Source organism: Rhizobium tropici CIAT 899 (genome assembly GCF_000330885.1).
In the GTDB taxonomy this organism is placed as follows: Bacteria; Pseudomonadota; Alphaproteobacteria; order Rhizobiales; family Rhizobiaceae; genus Rhizobium; species Rhizobium tropici.
Genome location: NC_020062.1, coordinates 1,522,543 through 1,548,975, shown reverse-complemented (window position 1 = coordinate 1,548,975; position 26,433 = coordinate 1,522,543). Strand labels below are relative to the sequence as shown.

The 26,433-nt window shown below is 58.8% G+C and carries 20 protein-coding genes; 8 read left to right on the top strand and 12 right to left on the bottom strand.

Features of this window, described 5'->3' with window-relative positions; genetic code table 11:
• Window positions 1–12 precede the first annotated feature (12 nt).
• From RTCIAT899_RS29195 to melA, 5 genes are all read right to left on the bottom strand, one after another.
• Entirely contained in the window at window positions 13–1,683 is a 1,671-nt protein-coding gene (locus tag RTCIAT899_RS29195) for an ABC transporter ATP-binding protein (RefSeq protein WP_015343444.1), read from the bottom strand.
• Between the two features lie 11 nt (window positions 1,684–1,694).
• On the bottom strand, window positions 1,695–2,822 hold the full coding sequence (locus RTCIAT899_RS29190; protein ID WP_015343443.1) for an ABC transporter permease: 1,128 nt from the start codon (window positions 2,820–2,822) through the stop codon (window positions 1,695–1,697).
• A complete protein-coding gene (locus RTCIAT899_RS29185; protein WP_015343442.1) occupies window positions 2,822–3,832 on the bottom strand; it encodes an ABC transporter permease in 1,011 nt (336 codons plus the stop codon). The genes RTCIAT899_RS29190 and RTCIAT899_RS29185 overlap by 1 nt, the downstream gene beginning before the upstream one ends.
• Window positions 3,833–3,990: 158 nt before the next feature.
• Entirely contained in the window at window positions 3,991–6,078 is a 2,088-nt protein-coding gene (locus RTCIAT899_RS29180) for an ABC transporter substrate-binding protein (RefSeq protein WP_015343441.1), read from the bottom strand.
• A gap of 133 nt (window positions 6,079–6,211) precedes the next feature.
• Complete coding sequence (gene melA, locus RTCIAT899_RS29175; RefSeq protein ID WP_041678466.1) at window positions 6,212–7,678, bottom strand: alpha-glucosidase/alpha-galactosidase; 1,467 nt, start codon at window positions 7,676–7,678, stop codon at window positions 6,212–6,214.
• A 210-nt stretch (window positions 7,679–7,888) separates the two neighbouring features.
• On the opposite strand from melA, the gene RTCIAT899_RS29170 reads away from it, so the two are divergent.
• Complete coding sequence (locus tag RTCIAT899_RS29170; RefSeq protein WP_015343439.1) at window positions 7,889–8,791, top strand: helix-turn-helix transcriptional regulator; 903 nt, start codon at window positions 7,889–7,891, stop codon at window positions 8,789–8,791.
• Window positions 8,792–8,988: 197 nt separating this feature from the next.
• The gene (locus RTCIAT899_RS29165) at window positions 8,989–11,232 is read left to right on the top strand and encodes a glycoside hydrolase family 2 protein (protein ID WP_015343438.1); all 2,244 of its coding nucleotides are present in this window, start codon (window positions 8,989–8,991) and stop codon (window positions 11,230–11,232) included.
• 21 nt (window positions 11,233–11,253) lie between these two features.
• Here the strand turns inward: RTCIAT899_RS29165 and RTCIAT899_RS29160 are convergent, their stop codons facing one another.
• A complete protein-coding gene (locus RTCIAT899_RS29160; protein WP_015343437.1) occupies window positions 11,254–12,165 on the bottom strand; it encodes a GntR family transcriptional regulator in 912 nt (303 codons plus the stop codon).
• A 246-nt stretch (window positions 12,166–12,411) separates the two neighbouring features.
• On the opposite strand from RTCIAT899_RS29160, the gene RTCIAT899_RS29155 reads away from it, so the two are divergent.
• From RTCIAT899_RS29155 to RTCIAT899_RS29140, 4 genes are all read left to right on the top strand, one after another.
• Complete coding sequence (locus RTCIAT899_RS29155; protein WP_015343436.1) at window positions 12,412–13,431, top strand: aldo/keto reductase; 1,020 nt, start codon at window positions 12,412–12,414, stop codon at window positions 13,429–13,431.
• Between the two features lie 178 nt (window positions 13,432–13,609).
• Complete coding sequence (locus tag RTCIAT899_RS29150) at window positions 13,610–14,599, top strand: ABC transporter substrate-binding protein (RefSeq protein ID WP_015343435.1); 990 nt, start codon at window positions 13,610–13,612, stop codon at window positions 14,597–14,599.
• A gap of 94 nt (window positions 14,600–14,693) precedes the next feature.
• A complete protein-coding gene (locus tag RTCIAT899_RS29145; protein WP_015343434.1) occupies window positions 14,694–16,244 on the top strand; it encodes a sugar ABC transporter ATP-binding protein in 1,551 nt (516 codons plus the stop codon).
• 31 nt (window positions 16,245–16,275) lie between these two features.
• A complete protein-coding gene (locus RTCIAT899_RS29140; protein ID WP_015343433.1) occupies window positions 16,276–17,247 on the top strand; it encodes an ABC transporter permease in 972 nt (323 codons plus the stop codon).
• A 209-nt stretch (window positions 17,248–17,456) separates the two neighbouring features.
• On the opposite strand, the gene RTCIAT899_RS29135 is transcribed toward RTCIAT899_RS29140, so the two are convergent.
• From RTCIAT899_RS29135 to RTCIAT899_RS29120, 4 genes are all read right to left on the bottom strand, one after another.
• Window positions 17,457–18,458, bottom strand: coding sequence for an acyltransferase family protein (locus RTCIAT899_RS29135; RefSeq protein WP_015343432.1), 1,002 nt, complete (start codon window positions 18,456–18,458; stop codon window positions 17,457–17,459).
• Window positions 18,455–19,747, bottom strand: a complete 1,293-nt coding sequence (locus tag RTCIAT899_RS29130) for an O-antigen ligase family protein (protein ID WP_015343431.1) — start codon at window positions 19,745–19,747, stop codon at window positions 18,455–18,457. The genes RTCIAT899_RS29135 and RTCIAT899_RS29130 overlap by 4 nt, the downstream gene beginning before the upstream one ends.
• 8 nt (window positions 19,748–19,755) lie before the next feature.
• Entirely contained in the window at window positions 19,756–21,030 is a 1,275-nt protein-coding gene (locus RTCIAT899_RS29125; protein WP_015343430.1) for a polysaccharide biosynthesis/export family protein, read from the bottom strand.
• A gap of 82 nt (window positions 21,031–21,112) precedes the next feature.
• Window positions 21,113–21,793 carry a sugar transferase gene (locus RTCIAT899_RS29120; RefSeq protein ID WP_041678247.1) on the bottom strand — a complete coding sequence of 227 codons (681 nt, stop codon included), beginning with the start codon at window positions 21,791–21,793 and terminating at the stop codon, window positions 21,113–21,115.
• Between the two features lie 730 nt (window positions 21,794–22,523).
• Here RTCIAT899_RS29120 and RTCIAT899_RS29115 point away from each other — a divergent pair.
• Together RTCIAT899_RS29115 and RTCIAT899_RS29110 are read left to right on the top strand one after the other, a co-directional pair.
• The gene (locus tag RTCIAT899_RS29115; RefSeq protein ID WP_015343428.1) at window positions 22,524–22,814 is read left to right on the top strand and encodes an exopolysaccharide production repressor protein; all 291 of its coding nucleotides are present in this window, start codon (window positions 22,524–22,526) and stop codon (window positions 22,812–22,814) included.
• Between the two features lie 91 nt (window positions 22,815–22,905).
• Complete coding sequence (locus RTCIAT899_RS29110) at window positions 22,906–23,916, top strand: glycosyltransferase family 2 protein (RefSeq protein ID WP_015343427.1); 1,011 nt, start codon at window positions 22,906–22,908, stop codon at window positions 23,914–23,916.
• Window positions 23,917–23,928: 12 nt separating this feature from the next.
• On the opposite strand, the gene RTCIAT899_RS29105 is transcribed toward RTCIAT899_RS29110, so the two are convergent.
• Together RTCIAT899_RS29105 and RTCIAT899_RS29100 are read right to left on the bottom strand one after the other, a co-directional pair.
• The gene (locus RTCIAT899_RS29105) at window positions 23,929–24,873 is read right to left on the bottom strand and encodes a polysaccharide pyruvyl transferase family protein (protein WP_015343426.1); all 945 of its coding nucleotides are present in this window, start codon (window positions 24,871–24,873) and stop codon (window positions 23,929–23,931) included.
• Between the two features lie 86 nt (window positions 24,874–24,959).
• Window positions 24,960–25,919: a glycosyltransferase family 2 protein gene (locus RTCIAT899_RS29100; protein WP_015343425.1), complete on the bottom strand. Its 960-nt coding sequence runs from the start codon at window positions 25,917–25,919 to the stop codon at window positions 24,960–24,962.
• Between the last annotated feature and the right edge of the window lie 514 nt (window positions 25,920–26,433).

The window sequence follows — 26,433 nt, the reverse complement described above, 5'->3', positions numbered from 1 at the left end:
ATCTCCTGAATGCTATGAAGCCACCTCGAACGCCGCTCTGACAAGGCGTTCGGTGTAAGCCGTCTTGGGATGCGATAGGATTTCTTCGACCGGCCCTTCCTCCATGATCTTGCCGTGCTGCATGACGATCACGCGATGGCAAAGGGCGCGGACGACCTTGAGGTCGTGGGAAATGAAGAGATAGCTCAGACCCCGCTCGTCCTGCAGCTTGCGCAGGAGGTCGATGATCTGGGCCTGGACGGAAAGATCGAGGGCCGAAGTCGGCTCGTCGAGCAGAATGAATTCCGGCTCGAGCGCGATGGCGCGGGCAATCGCGATGCGCTGGCGCTGGCCGCCGGAAAACTCGTGCGGGAAGCGCGAGAGAATATTGGCCGGCATGCCGGCGCTGACGAGCGCTTCCTTGACGCGCTCCAGGCGCTCGGCCTTGTTGGCGCCGAGGTTGTTGACAATCAGCCCCTCGCAAATGATCTGGCCGATGGTCATGCGCGGATTGAGCGACGAGAAAGGATCCTGAAAGACGATCTGCATGCGCGAGCGCAAGGGGCGCATTTGAGCGCGCGACCGGCCGTGGATCGGCTGCCCGTCGAAGAAAATCTCGCCGCCATCGGTATCGATCAAGCGCAGCAGCGCCTGGCCGAAGGTGGTCTTGCCCGAGCCGGATTCACCGACAAGGCCAAGCGTCTCGTGGCGGCGTAGCTGAAGATTGAGCCCGCCGACGGCGACGAGCTCTCGCATGTCGGGCTTGAAGAAGCTGCCGTGCCGGAGCATGAAGGCTACCTTGACAGACTTGCCTTCGAGCACCGTGTCGCAATTCGGCGGCAGCGGTTTTGCATGCCCACGCGGCTCCGAAGTCAGCAGATGCCGCGTGTAGGGATGCTGCGGATTGGCGAAGAGCGCTTCGGTCGTATTATGCTCACGCATCTCGCCATGCTGCATCACATAGACATAATCGGAGAACTGACGCACCACGGTCAGGTCGTGGGTAATCAGGATGACCGCCATGCCGAGCTGTTTCTGCAGGTCGCGGATGAGATTGAGGATCTGCGCCTGCACCGTGACGTCGAGCGCCGTGGTCGGCTCGTCGGCGATCAGCACGTCCGGATCGTTGGCGAGCGCCATGGCGATCATCACGCGTTGCCGCTGTCCACCCGAGAGCTGGTGCGGATATTGTTTCAGCCGCGCTTCCGGATCGGGGATCTGCACCTGTTTCAGAAGATCGAGCGCCCGCTTTTCGGCATCGCGGCGGCTGACTTTGCGGTGCACCCGTATCGCTTCGATGATCTGACTGCCGATCGTGTAGATCGGGTTGAGCGAGCTCATCGGCTCCTGGAAAATCATCGAGATGCGGTCGCCGCGCAGCTGCCGCCGCGCCTTCTCCGAAAATTTCAGCACGTTCTTACCGTCGTAATGAACGGCGGCTTTGTCTGAAACCACCGCACGCTTGGTCAGGAGACCCATGACAGTGCGGGCCGTTACCGATTTTCCGGAGCCGGATTCGCCGACGATCGCGATGGTTTCTCCGCGATAAAGCTGGAAGGTGATATCCTTGACGGCATCGACCATGCCGTCCTCGACCTTGAACTTGACGGCAATGTTGCGGGCGTCGATGACGGGCGAGGTGGTCTTTTCGCCGGCATCGTGCCTGGTGTCGGGAGCATAGGGATTGACGAGTGCGAGAGCCATATCCGTTCTCCTCAATAGGGGTCGATTGCATCGCGCAGGCCGTCGCCGAGCGCATTGAAGGCGAAGACGGTGACGAGAACGAAGGCAACGGGCGAGAGGATCCAGGGATAGGAGCCGATGACCGAATAGGTCGAGGTATCCTGCAGCATCAGACCCCATGAGATCAGTGGCGGCTTGACGGCAAAACCCAGAAAGCCGAGGAAGGATTCCAGCAGAACCACGCTCGGGATTGCAAGTGTCACCGCGACGATGACATGGCTCATGACGTTCGGCAGGATATGCTGCAGGATGATGCGCCAGTCGGTTGCTCCGACCGCCATAGCGGCGCGAACATACTCGATCCGCGCCAGAGCCAGCGTCTTGCCGCGAACTTCGCGGGACATCTGCGCCCAGCCGAGCGCCGACATGACGATGATGACGAAGGCCAGGAAGACGTTCGTAGGCGCAGTCACCGGGATCAGGGAGGTCAGTGCCAGATAGAGCGGCACTTGCGGGAAAGCCAGCACGACCTCGACGAAGCGCTGGATCCAGGCGTCCACCGCACCACCGAAATAACCGGAGATCATGCCGATCGTCGTGCCGACGATGGTGACGATGGAAACCACGGTCAAGGCGATCATCAGCGAGATGCGCGAGCCATAGATGGCGCGCGACAACACATCCCGCCCGAACTTGTCAGTGCCGAGGAAATGAACCGGACCGCCGTCGATCGCGCCGAAGAGATGGCGGTTGCCGGGGATCAGGCCAAACAGATAATAGGGATCGCCCTTGACGAAGAAGCCAAGCAGGCGCGGGTTGTCATAGTCAGGCCCGACGATCGGCTGGAAGGTGACCGGATCGAGATCCGTCGTCTCGGCAAGCGCGTAGACGCGGGGCAGAAAGACGAAGTTGCCATCCTTGTCATGGAAACTGATGATCTGTGGCGGCGCAAAGCCGGTATCGGTCGCCTTCGGATCGAGCGGCGCGACGAATTCGGCAAAGATCGCCATCAGCAGCAGCAGGATGACGAGAACGAGACCGCTCATGCCCGTCCAGGAGCGCTTCAGGCGCCGCCAGACCAGTGCGATATAGCTTTCATTGCCGCTTTTGTGCTGGATCTTTTCTTCCGGCGATGGCGGGGAGTTGCTGAAGGCGAGCATCAGTGTATTCCTCCCTGTTGACGGACACGCGGATCGAGCAGCGCAAGCAGCATATCGGCGATGATATTGCCGATGATGAGGGTGGCCGAAAGCACCATCATGAAGGTCGCCGTCACATAGACGTCGCCGATCGCCATCGAGCCGACAATGGCCGGGCCGACGGTCGGCAGAGTGAAGATGATGGCAGTCTCGATCTCGCCGGTCAGCATGTAGGGCAGGACGACGCCCTGATACATGACGAGCGGATGCAGCGCGTTCGGCACCGCATGGCGCATGACGACGGCGCCGCCGGAAAGGCCTTTCGCCCGCGCGGTCTCCACATATTGAGCATTCAGCGTGTCGAGAAGATTGCCGCGCATCACGCGCATATTGTAGGCAAGGCCGCCGAACGTCGCGATCGCAACGACAGGCCAGACATGCCTGACCAGATCGACGAACTTGGCCCAGGACCAGGGCGCGCCGCCATATTGCGGCGAGAAGAAGCTGCCGATCTCCGAGACATTGAGCTGGAAGACGAGAAGGTAGACGATGATCAGCGCCATCAGGAAGCGCGGCACCGTCATGCCCAAAAAGGAAATGCCCGACAGGAGGCTGTCGATCCAGCTATATTGCCGCGTCGCTGCCCATATGCCGAAGCCGATGCCGAGAACGGATGCGAAGATGTGGCAGACCAGCGCGAGAGCCAAGGTCCGCGGCAGGCGCTCTCCAACGACATCGGCGACGGGCTTGTTGTAGAACATGCTGTAGCCGAAATCGCCCCTGGTGACGATACCGCCGATCCAGTTGACGTATTGAACGACCAGCGGCTTGTCGAGCCCATGTTCGCGGCGGTAAATTTGAGCCTGTTCGTCGGCTTGTGCGAAGGATGCACCGCCCTGGTTCATCAATTGCGAGCGTATGTAGTCGGCATAGTCGCCAGGCGGTGCCTGAATGATCGCAAAGGTCACCACGCTCAGGATGAAGAGCACGGGAATGGCGGAGGCTATTCGCACGAGCAGGAATCGTAACATAGAACGGTTCGCTTCTCTTGATGCTGTCGGCGGTCTCGTCCCATCGGGAGGATATACGCCAGCGGTTCAATTCTATCCCGGCGACAGCTGATCGCTGGATGTTTCAAGCCCCATGGCAACCGGCATCATACCGGCTGCCATGGGTATTTCATGCGACCTTACTTGATCGGACCGGCGCTGCCAGGAGCACCCGGAAGCTCTTGCGGGAAGAGTTCGTACTTACCCTGCTTGTCAGCCGCGACCCAAAGGCGCTCGCGGATGATCGAGTCCTCTGCCCAGTTGAACAGGAAGATCGGCGTGCCCGCAGGAACGTTGGAGAAGCGCTTGTTGATGATCAGCGCACCCGGATACTCGGTCAGGCCGATATTGTAGAGGTGTCCCGTCGAGATCTTCTGGAACTGCTTCATCAAAGCCACGCGTTCGTCGTTGTCCTTCGATGTCGTGAATTTGTTGACGACATCCACCATGTCCTTTTCGAAGGGCATGAGATCGACCGTGCCATCCGCACCCGCACGATGGTTCCAGCTCGTGCGCGGGCCGACAGGTGCGAGCTGCTCCGTATTCTGGACGACCGAGGCGAGCTCCGTGGTGTTACGCCGAACCATCCAATCGAAACGGCCGCCATAATTGGCATCGTCACGCTTGGGCCCGTCGAGCGCGTTGATGATGACGCGCAGCCCGAGCTTCTCCATCTGGCCAACGACGCCTTCGGCGAGGCTCTTGTCGGTGGTGTAGTCGTTGCTGACCAGTAGGGTAATCTCGACATCCTTGCCGCCGTTGACGCCCGCCGGGAAGTTTACGATGCCGTCGCCGTCGGTATCCTTCAGACCAGCCTTCGCGAGCTCCGCCTTGGCCGCGGTAAGATCGAACGGGTAGTAGACGGTGGAATTGCGATCGTAGAAGCTGCTGCCGGAGGAAAGGCCGCCCGGATAGATCGCTGTGAAAGGCCCCTTGACCAGTGACTCGCCGAGGGCCTTGCGGTCCAGCGCTATCGTAACAGCCTTGCGGAAATCCTCATTGCGGTTCAGGTCGCGAACGGCCTGAGCACGCGGATCGGGGTTGCCCCAGCCATTGGCGGAGAAATTCATCTGCAGGTTATAGCCGATGAGGCGAGGGCCGAAGGCAAGACGAGCCGGCGCATCGGGCTGTGCCGCGCGCTTCAGTGAAGCGACGAAATTTTCCGGCTGCTCCAGGTTCGAAATGTCGCCGGAACCGGCAACCGCCTGCACGTCGCGATCCGCCCAGGTCGAGAGCTTGTAGTGCAGCTCATTGAGGTAGGGCAGCTGATTACCCTTCTCGTCGACCTTCCAGTAGTAGGGATTGCGACGCAGGACGATGATATCGTCAGGGCGATATTCGACCGGCACCCAGGCACCCATGACCGGAATGTTCATGTATTCCGGCGGGAAAGCATTCTTGAACTGATCGTAGGTGTTCTTGGAATATTTCGGGTGCTGCGGCTTCAGGATATGCGACGGGCCTGGGCAGAAATTCGGATAGGCCATCGTATAGAGATATTGCTTCGGAAAGGCGTCCTTGAAGGTCCATTCGACGGTGTAGTCGTCGATCTTCTTCAGGGTCGTTCCTTCGCCGAAAGCTTCCGGCGATGCGCCGCCGCCAAGCGGCGAGACGTTCGGGTCGATGACCTCGTCTTCCCAGTAGAACATGATGTCATCGGCGTTGAAGGGCACGCCGTCGGACCATTTCGCGCCTTCGATCAGATGCATGGTGAGCTTATGGCCGTCGGACGACCATTCCCAGCCCTTGGCAAGGTTCGGTAGCGGTTCGGTATCCTTTGCTTCCACCTGGAACAGGGGAGCCGTGCGCGTCAGGCACTCCGAAAGGGCGATGTCGATGCCGCCCCAGCCTTGGGTTTGCCCGGCGCCGTAGTTCCAGCCTTCCGGCCTGCCGCCGATAACATGGCGCATCGTGTCGCCGTAGACGCCGATGCCGTCGGGCATGTTGCCGGTCTTGAAGACCAGCGGCTCTTTCGGCAGGCGATCCTTGACGGGCGGCAGCTTGCCGGTCGTGACGAACTTGTCCGTGACCCAGGCGGGCTCGTGATATTCCGGCAGCGCCTTGAACTCCAGGATGGAGTTGCGCTCGACATATTTGATCTTGCCTTCAGCCGGGAAAACCGGCGGAACGGGCGGCACTGTCGGCTCGGCTGCATAGGCGCTGATGGCGATCGCGGATGTGGCAATCGTCAATGCGGCGAGAAGGCCGATCGGTCGAAAATGTCTCATCTTGTTCTCTCTCCCAATATCGCGAGCGTTCCGTTCGAGGCGTCGCGTTCCTCCCGTAAAACGGAAGACGGCCGGCTGCGGCGGGATATCACCCCTCTGCCGCCGCAGCCCTTGTCTTCCGATCTGCTGTTCGTCAGCCCGCCTGCTTCAACGCGGCCTTTTCTGCCCGCAACTCCTCGATCGAGCGAACGTTGCGGCTCGCCGCACCCTTCCAGTCGCGTGTCTTGACCTTGCCCTGCGACAGGCGCTCCTTCGCGCCATCAACCGCATGGGCATATTGCGGCAGCCAGCGCGCTTCCGCGACGACCATTTCGTCGACCATCTGCCAAACCTCCTCCGGTGTGGCGACGGCACCGACCAGCGGATCATGCAGGACGGCAAGCTTCAAGAGGTCTATATCGCCGCTGATGGCGGCATGGACCGACATGCGCTGAACGTTGATCGAGGATATGCAGGTCGCTGCACATGCCTCCGGCAGAGTAATTCCCGCCACCATGTTGATGCCGAAGCGATCGACGAAGCCGGGTGACTCGATGATGGCATCGGCGGGCAGATTGGTGATGACGCCATTGTTCTTGACGTTGAAATGGCCGCGATAGACGCGATTGGTTTCCAGCGCCTCGAGAATATGGCTGGCATGCTCGTTGGAGCGGCGTGCCGGGTCGATCGGTTGCGAAGCGCTGTCGAGGATCTGCTGGAATTCCGTCTCGAACCAGTTGCGTGTTTCGGTGGAATGACGCAGATAGCCGCCTGTCTCGCCATGGATCCAGTCCGACATGTCGATCCACTTGTTGATCTCGTCGGGACGCTTGCGATACCAGGGCAGGTATTCCGACAGGTGTCCGTTGCTCTCGGTCGAATAGACGCCGAAACGCTTGAGAACATCGATACGCAGCTTTTCCTGCTGCGAATAGACCGGGTGCGCCTCGAAGGCGGCGATCAACTCATCCTTGCCGATCTTGCGGCCGTTAAGGCGCAGATCGACGAACCAGGTCTGGTGGTTGATGCCCGAACAGATATAATCGAGTTCGCGCTTATCCTTGGCGCCGAGCGCTTCGGCGATCTGTTCGGCACCATGCTGGACGCCGTGGCAAAGGCCGATCGTGTCGACCTTGCCGTATTCGATCGCCGCCCAGGTGTTCATCGCCATCGGGTTGGCGTAGTTGAGGAACTTGGCGCCGGTTTCGGCGACTTCACGGATATCCTTGCAGAAATCGAGAATGACCGGGATGTTGCGCTGGCCGTAGAGAATGCCGCCGGCGCAGATCGTATCGCCGACACATTGATCGATGCCGTATTTCAGCGGGATGCGGATATCTTCGGCATAGGCTTCGAGGCCGCCGACGCGCACGCAGCTGATGATATAGCGTGCGCCTGACAGTGCCGCGCGGCGATCCGTCGTGGCCGTGACACGTGTTGGCAGCTTGTTGGCTTCGACGATGCGATCGAGGATCGCCTTGATCATCGTCAGATTGTGCTCACTTACGTCGGTCAATGCGAATTCGACGTCGCGGAATTCCGGCACGCAGAGAATGTCGGTGAACAGCTTTTTCGTGAAGCCGACGCTGCCGGCGCCGATAATAGCGATTTTGAAACTCATGATCCTCACCTTCAAGTCGATCGAATAAGCAGCGGCAGGGAAATCGACAGCATTTTGGTCCATGATCGCAACGATTGCGAAACTGGCCGAAATCGTGATTTTTCCTCCGATCGCCGTTCCTCGCCGGCGAGCATGCGCTGTTTTCTGGCGGGATTATGCCTATAATCACCGAGGCGAACAGAGAACTATTATGCTTTTGAGGGTAATTTTGTGCTGCGAGAATTGATCGATAACGGACAGGTCATGCGGACGGTTTCCCTGCCGCGTGGACGCCACCGATTGCACGCCATGCCGACCAGTGCGGGATACGAAATCCGCGACGACGAACCCTATGATTGGGATGGACGACGGCGCGGCCTCACACCGTTCACCGTGCTGCAGCACACGATCAGCGGCACGGGTCGCCTGCGCTATGAAAGCCGTAATTATCGCGTCAATGCCGGTGATACGCTGCTCGTTCTCGTGCCGCATAATCATCGCTATTGGCTGGAGAAGGGAGAGCGCTGGGAATATTTCTGGATTTCCATGAACGGCGAGGAAGCGCTGCGCATCCATCGGTTGATTCTTGCCGCAGCCGGTCCGGTGTTGAAGCTGCAGCAGGCGACCATCGATCATCTTGCCGATTGCAGCCTTCGGCTCGTCAAGGGCGCCGCGACGCCGGCTTCGGCTTCCGCGATCGCCTATGAAGCCGCCATGGCGCTCTATGACGACGTCTTCGGCTCGCATGCCTTTGCTGCCGACCGCTCCGTCATGCAGATTGTCATCGACCACATCAATGCCAATCTCGACAAGCCGCTGCCGGTCGAAGAGCTTGCGAAGGTGGGCGGTCTCAGCCGCGCGCATTTTTCGCGCGTCTTCGCCGAGAGCGAAGGCGTGCCGCCGGCGGAATTCGTGCTGCAACAACGGATGCAGCGCGCGGCGAAGCTGCTGACGAAGGCTGCCTTCATTCCCGTCAAGGAGGTCGCGATCATGTCGGGCTTCGACGATGCCAATTATTTCTCCAAGGTATTTCGCCGCATCTACGGCATCAATCCTACGGAGTTCCGCACGACAGGCATGTATGCCGCCGTGCGCAGTCCGGTCGAGGAGACGAAGAACGCGCGGAGCCGATAGATTCGTGATAGGTCGGCATCCTTGCTATCGCTCGCGTGCCTTGAAAATCGAAATCCGCCAACTGGTCGCATTGCGCAACGGCGGCGGGCCTGTATAGATATCGCCCCGCGGCGTGCCGCCTGCCTCGCCGCGCGCCTGACTTCCCAGCAACATCTGTTCGTCATCCGATGCGACGGGCTTAATCGATAGGATTGAATATGCGTTCTGTTGTCGCCTTCAATGAATCCTGGACGTTTCATGAAGGGTTTTCGCCCGAGGATGCCGGTCGCCCGCAGGAAGGACGGAGTGTTACGCTGCCGCATACGGCGGTCGAACTGCCTTTCAACTATTTCGACGAGAAATCCTATCAACGCGCCTTCACCTATCAGAAAATCGTCAACTGGGATGAGGACTTCGCAAGCCGCGAAGTATCGCTGATCTTCGATGCGGCCATGGCCGATGCCGTCGTCTATCTGAACGGTGAGGAAATCGTTGCCCACAAGGATGGCTATACGCCGTTCGAGGCACGCCTGACCGGCCGCCTGCATAAGGGTGAGAACCTGATCACGGTCAAGATCGACGGCAGCGAGAACCCGCAGATACCGCCTTTCGGCGGCCGGATCGATTATCTCACCTACGCCGGAATCTATCGCGATGTCTGGCTGAAGGTTGCCGCGCCCGTCTCCATCGCCAACATCAAGGTCGAGACGACGGATGTCCTTTCCGACCGCAAATCCGCGACGGTGCGCTGCGATATCTCCAATTCGCAAAATCTTGCTTTCAAAGGTACGGTGACGGTTACTTTGCGATCTGTAGACGGCGCAGCCATCGCTTCCGGCCAGGCTGACACGTCGGGCGAAAGCGTAAAGCTCAGCTTTGCCGGCCTTTCCGGCCTTTCGCTCTGGGAGCTCGACAATCCCGTTCTCTACTCGGCTGACGTGGAGCTTGTGAGCGAACACGGAGCGGACCGTCACGCCGCGACTTTTGGTTTTCGTACGGCAAGCTTCACCGCGGAAGGTTTCCTGCTGAATGGCAAGAAGCTGAAGCTGCGCGGCCTCAACCGCCATCAGGCCTTCCCCTATGTGGGCTATGCCATGGGCCGTTCCGCCCAGGAGCGCGATGCCGAAATCATGAAGCGCACACTGAAATGCAATATCGTGCGCACTTCGCATTATCCGCAGTCCAAATGGTTCCTCGATCATTGCGATCGCATCGGCCTTCTCGTCTTCGAAGAAATCCCAGGCTGGCAGCATATCGGTGATAAGGAATGGCAGCAGGAATCGATCCGCAACGTGCGCCGCATGATCGAGCGCGACTGGAACCACCCCTCGATCGTCATCTGGGGCGTACGCATCAACGAATCCCAGGATTCGCATGATTTCTATGCGGAGACGAATCGTCTGGCGCGCGAGCTCGATCCGACACGCCAGACCGGCGGCGTGCGTTACATCACCGAGAGCGAAATGCTCGAGGACGTCTATACGATGAATGATTTCATCCTCGGCAACGAGGAACTGCCTGGCGCCAACCGGCCGCGCACGCCGCTGAGGCCGCAGCAGGAAAATACCGGCCTTTCCAAGGATGTGCCCTATCTGATCACCGAATTCGGCGGCCATATGTATCCGACGAAAATCTACGATCAGGAGCAGCGCCAGGCCGAGCATGTGCGCCGGCATCTGGAAGTTCTGAATGCCGCCTACGGCGATCCATCGATCTCAGGCGCGATCGGATGGTGCATGTTCGACTATAATACCCATAGTGATTTCGGCTCGGGCGACCGTATCTGCTATCACGGCGTCATGGACATGTTCCGCGAGCCGAAATTCGCCGCCTATGTCTATGCCAGCCAGTGCGAGCCCTCCGAAGAGGTCGTCATGAAGCCGGTCACGATCTGGGCGCGCGGCGAGCGCAATATCGGTGGTGCCCTGCCGCTGATCGTGCTGACCAATTGCGACGAGGTCGAGCTGCGTTACGGTTCGTTGACCAAGCGTCTCGGCCCGGACCGGGAGACCTTCCCGCACCTGCCGCATCCTCCAATCGTCTTCGATCACCGTTCCTTCACGCCGGACGAGCTCGGCGTCTGGGGGATGGAGTGGGAGGACGTGCATTTCACCGGCTATATCGGCGGCAAGTCGATCGCGGAGCTGCGCATGGTCGCCAATCCGCTGCCGACATCGCTGCAGGTCGAGGCCGATGCCGAAACCCTGCGGGCAGGCGAGCGCGATACCGTGCGCGTCATCGTGCGGGCGCTCGATCAGGCGGGCTCGCGGCTTCCTTTCCTCAATGAAACCATCTCGATCAAGGTTGAAGGCCCGGCGAAGGTCATCGGGCCGGAAACGGTGGCATTCCAGGGCGGGACCACGGGTTTCTGGTTGCAGGCAACCGGAGAAGCCGGTGCGATCAAGCTCGAAGTCTCATCTCCGCGCTTTGCCAGCCAAAGTGTAAGCCTTACTGCGGAATAACGAGCTGCCGGTTCCCTGCCGTCAGGCAGCGGAGCCGGCAATTTCACCTGCGCCTTGTGGGATCGACTGCAGCAGCGTCTGCCGTGCCGATGCGAGATGCCGACGGCAGGCAGCATCGATCCTTTGCTGGTCGCGCGATTGCAGCGCTTCGATATAGTCGAGATGCTCCGCCACGGCGCGCGCGTTGCGCTCGCGTGCGAAAGCCTTGTTCCACTGATAGTGATAGTGAAAAATGATGGCGATGACGTCGTAGAACTCGGTGATGAAGCGGTTTTTCGAGGCGCGATGGATGAGCAGGTGGAATTTTTCGTCGAGGCGTGAGAAATCGCGGTAATGCGCGTCAATATCCTTGAGAAGGGCGTGATGCTCCTGCTCGATCGCCTTGAGATCCTCCCAGGCGCGATGAGTTGCGGGCAGGCGACCGAACTCGGCGGCGGAGTGCAGCTCAAACATTTCGCGCACATCGGCAAGTTCGAGGGCGAATTCGCTGGTGAAGCCCTTGAGAATCCAGTGGCTATTCGGCCGCTTTTCGATCAGGCCGAAGCGGCTGAAACGGATAAGGAATTCACGAACGACGGAGGTGCCGGTGCCGATTTCGCGCGCCAGTTCCAGCTCGTTGATCTGCATGCCTGGCTGGGCTTCGTCGGACATGATGCGCGTCATGAAGCTGCGCTCGATGATATTGTGAAGGGAATCAGTTTCTTCCTTGGGGAAGAAATCGGCCTGAGTCGGCAGGCGCAGCACTGTCTTCTGCCGCTTGTTCCACAGAATGATGCCAGCGTCGCTTAGACGCATGAGGATCGCCCGCGCCGTGCTGCGGCTGACGCCAAGTTCAGCTGCGATTTCAGGCTCGCTCGGCAGTTCGGTATCGAGCTTCAAGCGGGCTACATAACGATTATAGGCTTCCTTGAAGAGCGTGTTTTGCCTTGCCATTTCCCCCTCACGTCTCGTCGCCGCTCTTTGCCGGCGGCGCTGTCTGAACCATGTTCCGATGGCAGTCAATTGCAGGAGTTCTGTCGAAACCGCAGTTTCCGTCGCCTCCCGCGACGGTCCCCATGATTTCCTCGTTGACACCAAAATGTTTATTGTAGATAAAAAACAAAATCAATGGCGATGGATGTCGAGAGCTTCCGTCAACGCCACCGAAATTGAAATGACCGCCATCACAAGGGAGAGGTGATGCAGACGAGAACGATCGGCAGGACGGGCCTTAAGGTCACGGAGATCAGCTTTGGCGCTGCGGCGCTGGGCGGCCTCTACCGCGCCTGCCCCCGCGACCAGGCGATGGCGACCCTGCAGGCAGCCTGGGACAGCGGTATCCGCTATTTCGACGTTGCGCCCTGGTATGGCTTCGGCCTCGGCGAGCGCCGCGTCGGCGATTTTCTGCGTGATCAGCCTGAAGACAGCTATGTTTTGTCAACGAAGGTCGGTCGCCTGATGCGACCGGTGCCGACCGACAAGGTGCCGAATTACGGCTATGTCGATCCCCTGCCTTTCGATGCCGATTATGACTATTCCTATGACGGTATCATGCGCTCGGTGGAGTTCAGCTATGCCCGTCTCGGCCTTAACCGCATCGATATTCTCTATGTCCACGATATCGGCGGCTATACCCATGGCAAAGCGCTCAATGAGCACTATCTCGGCCAGCTTCTAGGCTCCGGGCTGAAAGCTCTTGAGGAGTTGAAGTCGTCCGGCGCGATCAAGGCTTACGGCCTCGGGGTCAATGAGATACCTGTCTGCCTGGATGTGATGCATGCGGCCGATATCGATTGCATCCTGATTGCCGGCCGTTACACGCTGCTGGATCGTTCAGCCGTTGCCGAGCTGCTGCCGCTTTGCGAGAAGAAGGGGACATCGCTGGTCGTGGGCGGCGTCTTCAATTCCGGCATTCTGGCGACCGGGCCGGTGCCTGGCGCGCATTTCGACTATCTGCCGGCGACGCCGGATATTTTGGCCAAGGTCGGAGCGATGGAAGAGATTACCCGCAGGCATGGTCTGCCGCTTGCTCAGCCGGCGCTTCAGTTCCCGCTGCGCAGTCCCAGCGTGGCCTCGGTTCTGATCGGTACGGCAAAGCCGGAAAGCCTTGTTCGCAACATGCAGTTGATGGAGCCGAGGCTTCCCGGCCGCCTGTATGAGGAATTCGAAGGGTTGACTGTGGTCGCGCCTCCTTTGGGAGACGAGGCCGTAAGGGTCTAGCAAATTGAGAGCTATCGAGCCGACCGGAGAGGCGGTTTCGTAGAGGAGGAAAGCCTGTTTTGGCGTTGGTGGCTGGTCCGCCACGCGAAGCGTGATGCCACAAGGCGTTACGACACCGAGCCGCAAGCGTTCAGCGGCCGGTGTGCAGGAGAACAGAACGCTTTGAGAGGAGAAGCAGATGAAAATTGCCAAGTCACTTCTGTCCCGCCGCAGCTTTGCCGGCCTCGCCGGCGCTGCCGTCATCGCCATGGCGATGCCCGTGCAGTCCTTTGCTGCCGAGGTGACCATTCCGATCATCGTCAAGGATACGACATCCTTCTACTGGCAGATCGTTCTTGCCGGCGCTCGCCAGGCAGGCAAGGATCTCGGCGTGAAGGTGCCGGAACTCGGAGCTCAATCGGAATCCGACATCAACGGACAGATCAGCATTCTCGAAAATGCCGTTGCCGGCAAGCCGGCCGCGGTCGTCATTTCGCCGACCGAGTTCAAGGCGCTCGGCAAGCCTGTGGATGAAGCCGCCAAGTCCGTACCGGTCGTCGGTATCGACTCTGGTGCCGATTCCAAGTCCTTCATCTCGTTCCTGACCACCGACAACGTTCAGGGCGGACGTATCGCAGCTGACGGTCTTGCCGCCGCTGTCAAGGGAGTTACCGGCAAGGAAGAGGGTGAAATCGCCATCATCACCAGCCTTCCGGGTGTTGGCTCTCTCGACCAGCGTCGCCAGGGTTTCCTGGAAGAGGTCAAGAGCAAGTATCCGGGCCTCAAGGTCGTTGCCGATAAGTATGCTGACGGCCAGGCAACCACCGGCCTCAACATCATGACCGACCTGATCACCGCCAATCCGAAACTGGTCGGCGTCTTCGCCTCCAACCTGATCATGGCGCAGGGTGTTGGCCAGGCGATCGCTGAAAACAAGCTTGGTGACAAGATCAAGGTCATCGGCTTCGACAGTGACGACAAGACCGTCGGCTTCCTGAAGTCGGGCGTTCTTGCCGGCCTGGTGGTGCAGGATCCCTATCGCATGGGTTATGAGGGCATCAAGACGGCGCTCGCAGCCTCCAAGAAGGAAAAGGTCGCTGCCAATGTCGATACTGGCGCCAATCTCGTCACCAAGGCGAATATGAGCGAACCGAAGATCGACGCCCTGTTGAACCCGAAGATCAAGTAAGTTTAAGGGCCGCGCCCGTAAAATCGGGCGCGGCTTTTTCGTCTGGTCGCTTTCCCAAGGTGGCCGTGTGGCGATGCGAGAGCGAGGAGACCTCATGACGAACCTGGAAGAAATCAGCCATCGGCGCGACGACACCGTCAAAACGGAAGCAAATCGCATTCCGGCCGGTTCGCCCATCCTTGAACTTAAGGGCCTGCAGAAGCGCTATGGCTTTGTCGAGGCGCTGAAGCCGGCAACGATAACGTTTCTGGCGGGAGAGATTCACGCGATCGTCGGCGAAAACGGTGCCGGAAAATCGACGCTCATCAAGCTCCTGACCGGCGTTATCACGAGAACGGCGGGCGAGATTTTCTGGTGTGGCCATCCGGTTGCGCTCGCAACGCCGAACGAGGCGATCGCCCGCGGCATCAACGCGGTTCACCAGGAAGTGGTGCTTTGTCCGCACCTGACGGTCGCGGCCAATCTTTTTCTCGGCGATGAAGTCAATCGCTTCGGCCTGATGCGCAAGAAGCAGATGGTTGCGATGGCGCAGACCGTTCTCGACGATCTTGGCTTCGGATTGCCGGCCGGCGAACTCTTGAGCTCGCTCACGATCGGCCAGCAGCAGCTGGTGGCAACGGCAAGAGCCGCGATGCGCGGCACGCAGTTTCTGATTTTCGACGAACCGACCGCCTATCTCACCCGCCAGGAATCGGCGCAGCTGTTCAAGCTGATCCGCCGGCTTCAGGGCGAGGGCGTGACGATCGTCTATATCAGCCATCGCATGGAAGAGGTGTTCGAACTCGCTGACCGTGTCTCCGTCCTGCGCGACGGCACGCATGTCGGCACCCGCGCGATCGCCGAAACCAACGAGGACGAGCTGATCAAGCTGATGATCAATCGTTCCATCGAGCAGATCTACCATAAGGAGGAGATCCCGATCGGCGATACCATCCTTGAGACGCGCGGGCTTTCCGGCCCCGGTTTCGAGAATGTTTCGCTCAGCGTTCGTGCCGGCGAGATCGTCGGCCTTTACGGACTGATCGGTGCCGGCCGCAGCGAATTCGCGCTCGGTCTTTACGGGCGCCAGCCGCTTTCTGCAGGCGAAATCTACTGGCAGGGGCGCAAGGTCGATATCCGCAACGAACGCGACGCGATGGATCTCGGCATCGCGTTGGCGCCCGAAAGCCGCCGCGATCAGGGGCTTTGTCTCAACCTGCCGATCGGCCTCAACATCAATTTGCCCGTGTTCGGGCGGCTGAGCCATGGCCCGATCATCAACAACAAGAGCGAAGCGGCCAATGCAGACAAGCAGATCCGCGATCTCAGCATCAAGACGCCGAGCCGACGGGTTCTGGTCTCCGCCATGTCCGGTGGTAACCAGCAGAAGGTCGTCATCGGCAAATGGCTGAGCCACGGCGCGAAGCTCTTCATCTTCGACGAGCCGACCGTCGGCGTCGATGTCGGAACCAAGGCCGAGATCTATCGCCTGTTTGCCAAGCTGCTTCGTGATGGCGCCGGCATCATCGTGATCTCGTCTTATCTGCCGGAAGTCTATGAGCTGGCCGATCGCCTGCACGTCTTCCGTAGCGGCCAGCTGGTTGCCAGCCATGATTTCCATGCGGCAACGCACGAGGAAGTCCTTGGCGAAGCGATTGGCGTCTAAACGATAAACAAGTGTAATGAGGGAGAAGAAAATGGCCGCGAATACGACAGAAGGCCCGACCGTAGCGCCGCGGCGCAAGATGAACATCCTTTTCAGCCTGACGCTGATCCTGCTGCTTCTGGCGCTCTGGGTTGTTCTCGGATTCTGGACCGACAAGTTCTGGACGCCGCTCAACATCACCAACCTGATGCGTCAGGGCTCGATGACGGCCATTCTTGCGCTCGGCCAGACCTTTGTCATCATCACGGCGGGCATCGATCTTTCGGTCGGCGCGATCGTCGGCTTCTGCACCGTCATCATCGCCTGGCTGCTGCAGGCGGGCTTCCCGGTGTGGGCCGCCATCCTTATCACCTTGTTGTTCGGGGTTCTGATCGGCGCATTTCACGGGTTCGGCATCGTGCGCATGGGCCTGCCGCCCTTCATCATCACGCTGGCAACGCTGACCTCGCTTCGCGGCATAGGGCTGCTGATTACCAACGGCTCGACGATCAACATCGTCAATGACGATTTCAGCAATTTCGCGGTGTCCGATTTCCTGGGCATCCCGAGCCTGTTCTGGATGGTGATCCTGGTGGCGATTCCGGCTGTCATCTTCCTGCATCTGAGCCGCTGGGGCCGTTATCTCTTCGCCGTCGGCTCAAACCGCGAGGCGGCACGCCTGTCCGGCGTCAACGTCAACTGGATGATCTATCTCGCCTATATCCTGTCGGGAACCTGTGCCGCATTCGTCGGCATTCTGCTCGCCTCGCGCATCGCCATCGGCAATGCCACCCAGGCCGATGGCTGGGAGCTGCAGGCGATTGCCTCCTCGGTGATCGGCGGCACCAGCCTGTTCGGCGCCGTCGGGACGGTCTACGGCCCTTTGATCGGCGCCTTCATCCTGGCGACCATCAATAACGGCGCCAACCTGCTGAACCTCAACTCCTTCTGGCAGCGCATCATCACCGGCGTCCTGATCATCGTCATCGTTTATTTCGATCAGCTGCGCCGCCGCCGCGCTTAGCAGTGTAATTGATACGCGATGCAGCCAAATCGGGCGGGCTACCCCGCCCGATTGCTGTGCGAAACAAAGGTCTCACGATCGGGTCGGACGATTGCCCAAAAGGTGGTGCCGACCAGAGCCCATACAGTCCCGAACGCAAGCGGCACGTAAGGGCGATGAATGATGATCTCCAGCAGGTATGAAAGCGAGAAACGCAACCCCGTCAGGTCTCAGGCCGGCGAGGGCCGGGATCTCCGCCAGCTCAGGCCCTTCAGCAGATTGCGCAACGGCTTTTCGACGGCTTCATAGGCGACAACGCCGAGGAGCGTGCCGAAGATGACGCTGACGAAGGTAACGGCGTCTGACGGTATCTGTAGCGACGACAGCAGCTTGACGATCACCGAGATCGCGAGCGTATGCCAGAGATAGATCGAATAGGACGCGTTGCCGAGATAGGTGAGGGGAGGGACGGATGGCAGCTTGCCGCTGCGCTCAATGGAGACCGTGCCAAGGACCAGCGCGACCGCAAGCGGACCGCACGTCATCTCGTTGAAGTCGAGACCAAGCAGCTCGATGGCGGCAAAACCGGCGATCGATACGATCACCAGCGCGAGGCCAACGCCAATGCCTGGAACATGTCCTTTCAACCAGAACCGGGCAAGCACTGCGCCTGCCACGAATTCCAGAATAATCGGTCTCACATAGGTGGCAAGCATCGGCGATTGCGGATGGATGAGAGCGCCGATCGCGACGAAAGCGGCAAAGATGCCGATCAAGCTACCGAGCCGCAGGCGCTGCGGCAGAAGCAGGCAGGCCGCAAAGATGACATAGAAGAACATCTCGAAATTCAGCGTCCAGCCCTGCACCAGCACCGGCCATATCTCGCCATTGCTGGGCGACCTGACGGGAATGAACAGCAGCGAACCCAATATATGGCTCGCCGTCAGCTTCATGTTCGGAAACAGTCCCACCATGGCGCCGGCGATCATGATGATGGTCACGATCCAGTAGGATGGCGCGATGCGCTGCAGCCGGTCGAGCACGAAACGCAGCGGCGTCACGGGACGGCGCTCGCTCATGGTCCACATGATGAAGCCGCTGATGACGAAGAAGACGTCGACGCCGGCAGCGCCGATGCGGAAATGCCCACCGCTGCGCTCGGCTGCATGAAACAGCACGACCGCAAGAGCAGCAAGAGCACGCAGATATTGGATGCCGTAAAGCGTCTTCATTGGCCCGTTCGCGGCTCCCAATTGACCGGCGGCGCGAATGGCATCTGCTCGCCCATGTGCGGGGGCGCCTTCGCAGGCATGCGTGTTCGCATGGAAAGCTTTCCTGCCGTGAAATAAAACAGGAAGGAACCGACATGGTACGGATTCAGAATATCGATCTCCACGAAAGACCGGATCAGCAAAAGCGTCGCAACACCCAGAAGCAAATAGGATTCGTCGTTTCTGACGTCGCTCAGAAAGCGGCTGATATGGCCGATCACAGCCGTCAGCAGGATCGAGGCGAGCAGGAACACACCAATGAGCCCGGTCTCGACCATCGTCTCGATATAGGTGTTGTGGAAATGGAAGCCCGCGCGCGATGCAATGAAAAATTCCTCCCACAGCCGTTCGGGCTCAGAAAAGCCCTGGACCCAGTACGCCTGGTAGCCGACGCCGAAGAAGAGATTCTGCTGCGCCGTCGCGATGCCCTGTTGCCAGAGGTATGTGCGCCCGGTGAGCGTGGAATCCTTGCCGAAGACGCCGAGGATGAGATCGACCGCACCGAGGTAGACGCCCGCGACCGCAAGGATGACCCCGGCCACGGCTACCGTCACAAACAGCCTTTTGCGCTGTTTGGGTGACAAATATAGGATAATACGCAGGCTCATGCACAAGAGCACGACCAACATCGTCGTCAGAACCGATGTTGCCGATGCCGAAGCATGCAGGCAATAGGCCGATAACAGGCCGGCAATTCCAGCACCGATCATCCAGATCCGCCGCTCACCCAGAACGAAGACGGCGGCAAAGGCGAAATAGATGCCGAGTGAAGCATAGAAGCCGAGCTGGTTCTTGGAATCGAAGGCGCCGACGAAACTGTAGGTTCCGTCTATGGGATCATAGGCATAGTAGCCGAACAACATGGAATAGATGAGCACGATGCCGGTGCCGGCGATCGCGCCGCGTGTCAGCGTGCGGATATCGAGCGTGCGCATGGCGACCAGAGCGCAGAAGATATGCGTCATATACTGGATGGACGCCCTTGCCGTCGTCGGGGGGACGACCGACCAGAAGATCGACAGAAAGGTGAAGAAGCCAAAGGCAAAAAGCCAGAGCTGCCTGTGATAGCTGCCAAGTACGTTCCGGTAGTCCATCATGACAAGCGGAAACCATAGCGCGTAGTAGAGCAGGATCGAGGGCTGACCGAAGCGGGAGGAGTAGGCAAAAACGAACAAGGACAGGGTAATCGCCACCGTGCCGTAGGTGGCGTTGCTGCCCGGACGGACAAAGATCGATTTGGCTATCCGCATCGATTTTCCTATCGAATGGCAAGCCCGGTGCTGACCTTGATCAGATCGCCGGGCAATACCTGCGTGTTTTCCTGGGCCTGTATTTCCTTCGATTGCCCGTTGTCGTCACGAATGATGGTGTAGGAGATGCTCACCCCGGGGCCGCTTGGGTCGAGATTGCCGGCATCGGCCGATTGAGCGACGGCTTCCTGCATGAGGGACTGGCTGGTCGACAGTTTGAGCTGCAGCGTTTCCAGCTGCGTGTCGGTATCCTGCATGTCCCGGGCCAGCGAACTCTGCCAGTCGTTGCGCAGGGTAATTTCGTCCTGATTGGCCTTGTTGATATCCTGCTTGGCTTTCAGCGCGGCGGTTTCCGTATCGAGGAGTGTGGCTTCCAGATCGGAGGCGCGTTGTTCGGCGGAGATTCGGCGGGAGGCAAGCTCCAGCCCGCGTTCGGCCAGACTTTCGACCTTGTCGCGGTCGGCCTTGGCCAGATCAAGCTGACGGCTCTGCGTGTCGTTCTTCTTCGAAAGCGCCTCGACTTCGTTTTGCAGAAGCGTCTTCAGATCTTCCAGGGACTGCAGCTGCGTCGTCATGCGCTTGGCACGCGTATCCATCAGCGCCTTCTCGCTCGCGAGCAGATCCGCCATGTGCGGCAGCTGCTTGAGCTCGGTGGGGACGTCGATATCGTCCTTGCCGGCCAATTCGGCCATCAGGCGCGCCTTGCGCATCAACAGGCGGCTACGCTCCGCCATATAGACGACCGCGTCACCCTTGGCATTGATGAAATCGCGCGCAAAGCGCTGTCCGGCATCGGATCGGCGCATGCCGCCGCCGAGGCTTGTAGCCTTGAGCACGGTCAGGTTGGGCGCGAACGGATATTCACCGGGATTCTGGACCTCTCCGGAAAGGTAGATCGGCCGGAACTGTGACATTTCGACCGAAGCGGAAGGACGGTCACGCAGGCCAAATTGCTTCTGCAGGCCGAGACCGATAGCCTCGGCGATCTGATCCGTCGTCTTGCCGATGGCCGGCATATCCCCGATGAAGGGAACCGAGATCGAGCCCGAAGGGCCGACGGTGTAGTCGCCCGAAACCATCGACCAGTCGCGAATGGTGCCTTCGGCCGTCTGCCACTCGGCAACGCGCACATGCAGCTTGTCCATGACGCCTAGATGATATCCGGCAAGGTTTTCGGCTAGCGCCGGAGCGGTAGCTGCGCCAAGGCTGAGAGCAATGATAGCTGCGCAGCGCAGCGATGAATTGACACGTAGAAGCCTCGTCGAAGGCCGGAATTCAATCATGCAGGATCTTCCCTGTTACCTGTAGACAATCCCGCAGGACGCGGGAAAACCGCAGGACGATCCCGCGGTATGCCAGTCGTCATCAATAGCTGCCGCGCGAAAGGCAGACTGCAGGAATGGTTTTGGCGATGATCACCATGTCGCTGCTGAGCGACCAGTTCTTTACATAATGCGTGTCGAAGGCGACGCGGCTTTCGTAGGAAACGTCGTTGCGGCCGCTCACCTGCCAAAGACCGGTCAAGCCCGGACGGGACTGCAGATAATAGATCGCCGCGGTCTCGTAGCGCTCGAGCTCGTCTTCCACCACCGGGCGCGGCCCGACGACGCTCATCTCGCCGCGGATGATGTTGATCAACTGCGGCAGCTCGTCAAGGCTGAGCTTGCGCAGGACAGAGCCAACGGTGGTGACGCGAGGATCGTTCTGCAGCTTGCGCGTTGCACGCCACTCCTCCAACGCTTTCGGATTGGCCTGCAGGTAAGAATGCAGCACCTTGTCGCCATTGACGACCATGGTACGGAACTTCAGGCAACGGAAGGTCTTGCCATTATGGCCGATACGGCGGTGGCCGTAGAAGACGGGACCGGGGTCTGAAAGTTTTACCAGCAGCATCAGCAGCAGAAAGAGCGGGCTGATGAGAACCAAGGCGGTCATAGCGGTAGAAACGTCGAAAATGCGTTTCAGTACTCCACCAGTGGGCGGAAAGACGTCGCTTTCCGCAGCGCTGAAAAAAGCCGATGTGGCCGATCTCGTCGCAGATTTCATAGAGAAAACTCCATTCATGTTGACGATTGGTCGGAAATTCTCGGACGCGTAACTAGAGCCGCGATGGCCGGAGTGTAGGTTGGGACTGAGACTTTTTAAGCCAAACTTTTGTAGCGATATGGCATGGTGGTATAAATTTACCGCACCCATGGTGGATTGGTTTTGTTCAGTGATCAGTAGTAGATGAATTGTACTGTATCATCTTGCGTATAATGCCGCTCTCGACAGCTCTGTCGTCTCTTAGTCGACCCTTTCTAAGGATATTATAGCCAAGGAACGCTAAGCTGTTCATTATCTTTGACTTCGATAGCCTCTGCTCGGTTTCCTTTCAGCTTTAGGCCGTACAGCTTTCTTCCATAGATATATTGCGGTGCAGCAATATTTTGCAATGCACATACTGACGGTGCATTCCTCAGGACTTTGTAATAAAAGTTGATTGAATTGCCGACAAAACCTCTCGGGCATGAGCAGCCGCAAGCTTCTCGGAAATTGTATTGCGCAGATGCGTCGCCATATAATTGCAAAGAGAAAGATGAACAAATTCAATTGTAATTATAATCGAGGCTTAGTTTTAACAGGCTCGGCGCTAGGATCGTCTCAAATCGCAACGGATCTTGGTAACTTGGTTGAATCTCAATGAATCATAAAATATATTTAAGTCTTAGGTCTGATAAGGGAGGAAAGACCTTGATCGCTTTTTATTTAACGGCCGAACGGGCGGGGTAAGATTATGTACGCGCCCCGCGTTTTCATCAGCATGCTAGGCACGCTGATCGTATTTGCCATCGCAACATATTTCCTGACGAACTCGCTTTCGACCACGCTGATCGAAACGGCTATCTGTGCCGTCCTTCTGCAGATCGGCTATTTCCTGGGCGTGCTTTACCTCGTCTGGAAAGAGCGCAAAGCGCATGAGGCCCTGTTGAACGAAGACAAGGGCCCTGCATCGATTCAGGAAGACAGCAAGGTCGCCGGTCTGTCCGCATCCAGTTTAAAGCGGTCCGAGCCCTTCAACCCCTGAACTTCGGGGAAACGATCAGATCTTTTGAAGCTCGGCGGTTGCCGGATCGTGGCCATGTCCTAAGTCTCCGTCTGAACCCTTGGAGGCCGATGTGACCGACCCTGCAGAAAAAAGCGTCTGCGTAATCATTGCCGCGAAGAATGCCAGCGAAACCATTGGGCTTGCCGTTGCCTCAGCTCTCCGGGAGGCCGAGGTCGCCGAAGTCGTCGTCATCGATGACGGCTCGACGGATGGAACGGCTATCGCCGCCGCCAAAGCCGATGACGGCAGCGGCCGACTGACTATCCGGGAATTCGAAAAAAACCGCGGCCCTGCCGCAGCGCGAAATCACGCAATCGAGATATCCAGGGCGCCGTTGATCGGTATCCTCGATGCCGATGATTTTTTCTTTCCAGGTCGCTTCGCAGCGCTCCTTGCCGCTGACGACTGGGATTTCGTTGCCGACAACATCGCTTTCGTCAGTGCCGATACCGTGCCTGATGCGCATGCAAGGCTCGATCATTTCGACGCGAAACCGCGTTTTCTCGATCTTGCTGCTTTCGTCGAGGGCAATATTTCCAAGCGCGGCGTGCGTCGCGGCGAGATCGGCTTCCTGAAGCCCTTGATGCGACGTTCCTTTCTGGATGCGCATGGCCTGCGCTACAACGAGGCTCTGCGTCTCGGGGAAGATTACGATCTCTATGTCCGCGCGCTGGCCAAGCAGGCCCGTTACAAGATCATCCATAGCTGCGGGTATGGCGCGGTCGTGCGCAGCGATTCCCTGAGCGGCCGGCACAGGACCGAGGATTTGCGCCGTCTTTATGAGGCTGACCGGACCATTCTTGCCAAGGGTGGGCTTTCTTCAGCGGACGCAGCCGTGATCCGTCGTCACGAACAGCATATTCGCGATCGTTACGAGTTGCGGCATTTCCTCGATATCAAAGCACAGTCCGGGCTGTTGTCGGCGGCCGCCTATGCGTTATCGCATCCCTTCGCCGTCCCGGCTATTGCCGGCGGCATTCTGGCGGATAAGACCGAGCGTTTCCGCAGGCGGAACACCACCACCATTGCCCATCCCGGTGCAAACGGCCTGCGCTATCTGCTGCAGGCCGCTCCGGAATAGCGGTATCGCGGCTTAGAGATAATCGCGACGCACGCCTTCGATTACGTTGAGGAGGCGCTCCTTGCAGGCTGCCAGCGCGCTATCCTTGCTCAGCTGCGGCTTTGCCTTGCTCGCCTGCCACAGAGCCAGAGCCGAAGGTACGGCCAGCGCCTGCTTTGCCATGACGCGCAGAGTGGTCTGCTCGGGATCGGCAAGCATGACGTTTTCCCCATAGCGTTGCTTTTCGAGCTCGGCTGCCGCCTGCTTGTTGCGCTCGAAGCCGACACCCCAGAATTTGGCCCCTTTGGCGATCGCCTCGGCGCGGGTGGAAACGGGGATATGTTTCGGCTGGTAGGTGACGCCGAGTGAGAGAGCCCAGTCGTTCCATTTGAAACTGTTGATGGAACGCGAGGAGCTGACGGCAATCCACGGAACACGGAAGGCATCGGCAAGGATGGCGCCATGCATCGATTCCGCCACGATCAACTCGGAGGCGGCAATCTCGCGGATGACGGCCTTCGCCTCGCCGCGCGGATCGAGATAGGAAAGACCGACAGTCTTGCAGATTTCAGGCCAGAGGCCTGCGGCAGCCGATTCCCAATGCGGAATGAAGGTGCGCTTGCCGTTTTTCGAAATTGCCTGGAATTCCGGCATTTCCGTCACCAGCACGGCAGGATCGACGATGCCCATTTCGGTGGGCAGACCAGCCTTTTGCGCCGTCAGTGGCCCACGCACGCTGCGGACATCCCATTGCGAGGTATCGCGCATGTCCGGAAGAGAACCGTAGCCGAAACCACTGCCGATAACGAGCTTGTGCCCCTTGTCAGGCAGGATCTCCGTGTTGAGGACAGTTCCTACGCCGACCAGCAATGTTTCCTCTCGAACATCGCGCAGGCCGGGAAGTAGGAAATCCCAGAGCCAGAGATTGAGATCGTCACCGAAATTGCCATGGGTGGATTCCCAGTGGAACGGCTTCATGCAGGACTCCTTGCTGATCCAGACTATAGCGGGTCATGCCGTGGCTCTTCGATGCGGCATGCGCAGCCCATGCTGCACCGCAAAATCTAGGGCGCTAGTTTGCCCACGGCAAGCTGCATGGCGCTTTGTAAAATTCCAGGATCGCGCAAGGCCCATTTTGCCAGCAGTCCAAATTGCGGCAGGCGCCGCCGCCGCACCTGCCGCGCCTGGCTCCAGAGCGCCTGCTGGCGGGCGCGGTTCTTATAGAGACGGATGGATTCGACATCCTGCGGCCGGCGCGAAAATCTCTGCTCCAGCGTGTTGAGCGCCGTCCATGTGTTGAATTGCTGGCGCAGGAATTGCGGGGAATCATTGTCGATGCTGTGAAAGATGTTAACGCCTTCGCCGCGCAGCGCTCCGGCATTCTCGCAAAGCAGGACCCGCTTGGCGGCGAGAACGCAGTCGCAGAAAAACAAAACGTCCTCTGCCGCCAGTCGCAGGGACGGCTCGAAGCGGATCTTTTCGAAAAGCGGCCGCCCGATCACCATGCAGGACATGTGCAGGAAACTCCAGTCCTGCAGCATGACACTGGCGATATTGGGGATTTCGACGACGGCTGGCCTATCCGACAAGCGCACCGTATCGGTCGATTTCCCAAGCTCGGCGATGCTGAAATGGTAATAGAACTCCTTGCCCCCATCGATGGAGTCCCAGTAGCAGTCGGCGTTGTAATGGGTCAGCGTTCCGAAGGCATTGCTAAGATGTTCGGGCGCCCATTCGTCATCGGAGTCCAAAAAGGCTACAAACCGGCTCTCGGCCGGCACGCTGTTAAGGCCGGTGTTGCGCGCCCCGCCAGGACCGGCATTGGCCTGACGGATGACACGGATGCGTTTTCTTTCCTCGTTGCTCAGCGATTGTAGCTCGCTTTCCGCCGAAAGCGGCGATTGATCGTCGACGACGATGATATCGAAATCCTGAAATGTCTGTCGGGAGATCGATTTCAAAGCGCGCTGCAGAACGCCGGCTTGCTTCTGATAGAACGGAATAACAATCGTGATAGACGCCATTTTCCCGCCTTTACGGTTTTAGTTCAAGGGCTTGCGGTTCATGTCTTAGGGCATGATTATTGGCTTTTCCAACGACATTCGCCGCAATTTTCCGGCAGATGAGCCATAGCGGAAGTCGTTGTGACGCCAACAGGTAGCGTCCAATCGATGTCGAGCAATGATGAGAGGCGAGATTTTCTGAAACTTTCATCCCAGCACGCTAACGGCCAAGGCTATCCGCCGATGAGCCATTATAACACATGGCGCGCCAGGATCCTACGCTAATGCAGCCATTGGCAGAGTGATATGAATCGGTTTTCTCATTCTGATTGAAGCTTTGTCGCATTTTGGTCACGCTTTGCATGCCAGCTCATGCTGCGCTGCAAAAAATCTTCACCTTCAGCGGAAAATATGGAAAGGTCGGGAACGCTCGATCGGAGCGCAAAGCGAGGCCTCGGGTGAGCGGTTAAGTGCCTTTCGTAACTGCGTTTTCTTGCATCTAAATCGATTTTTCACCCCTTTACGCAGGACAAAA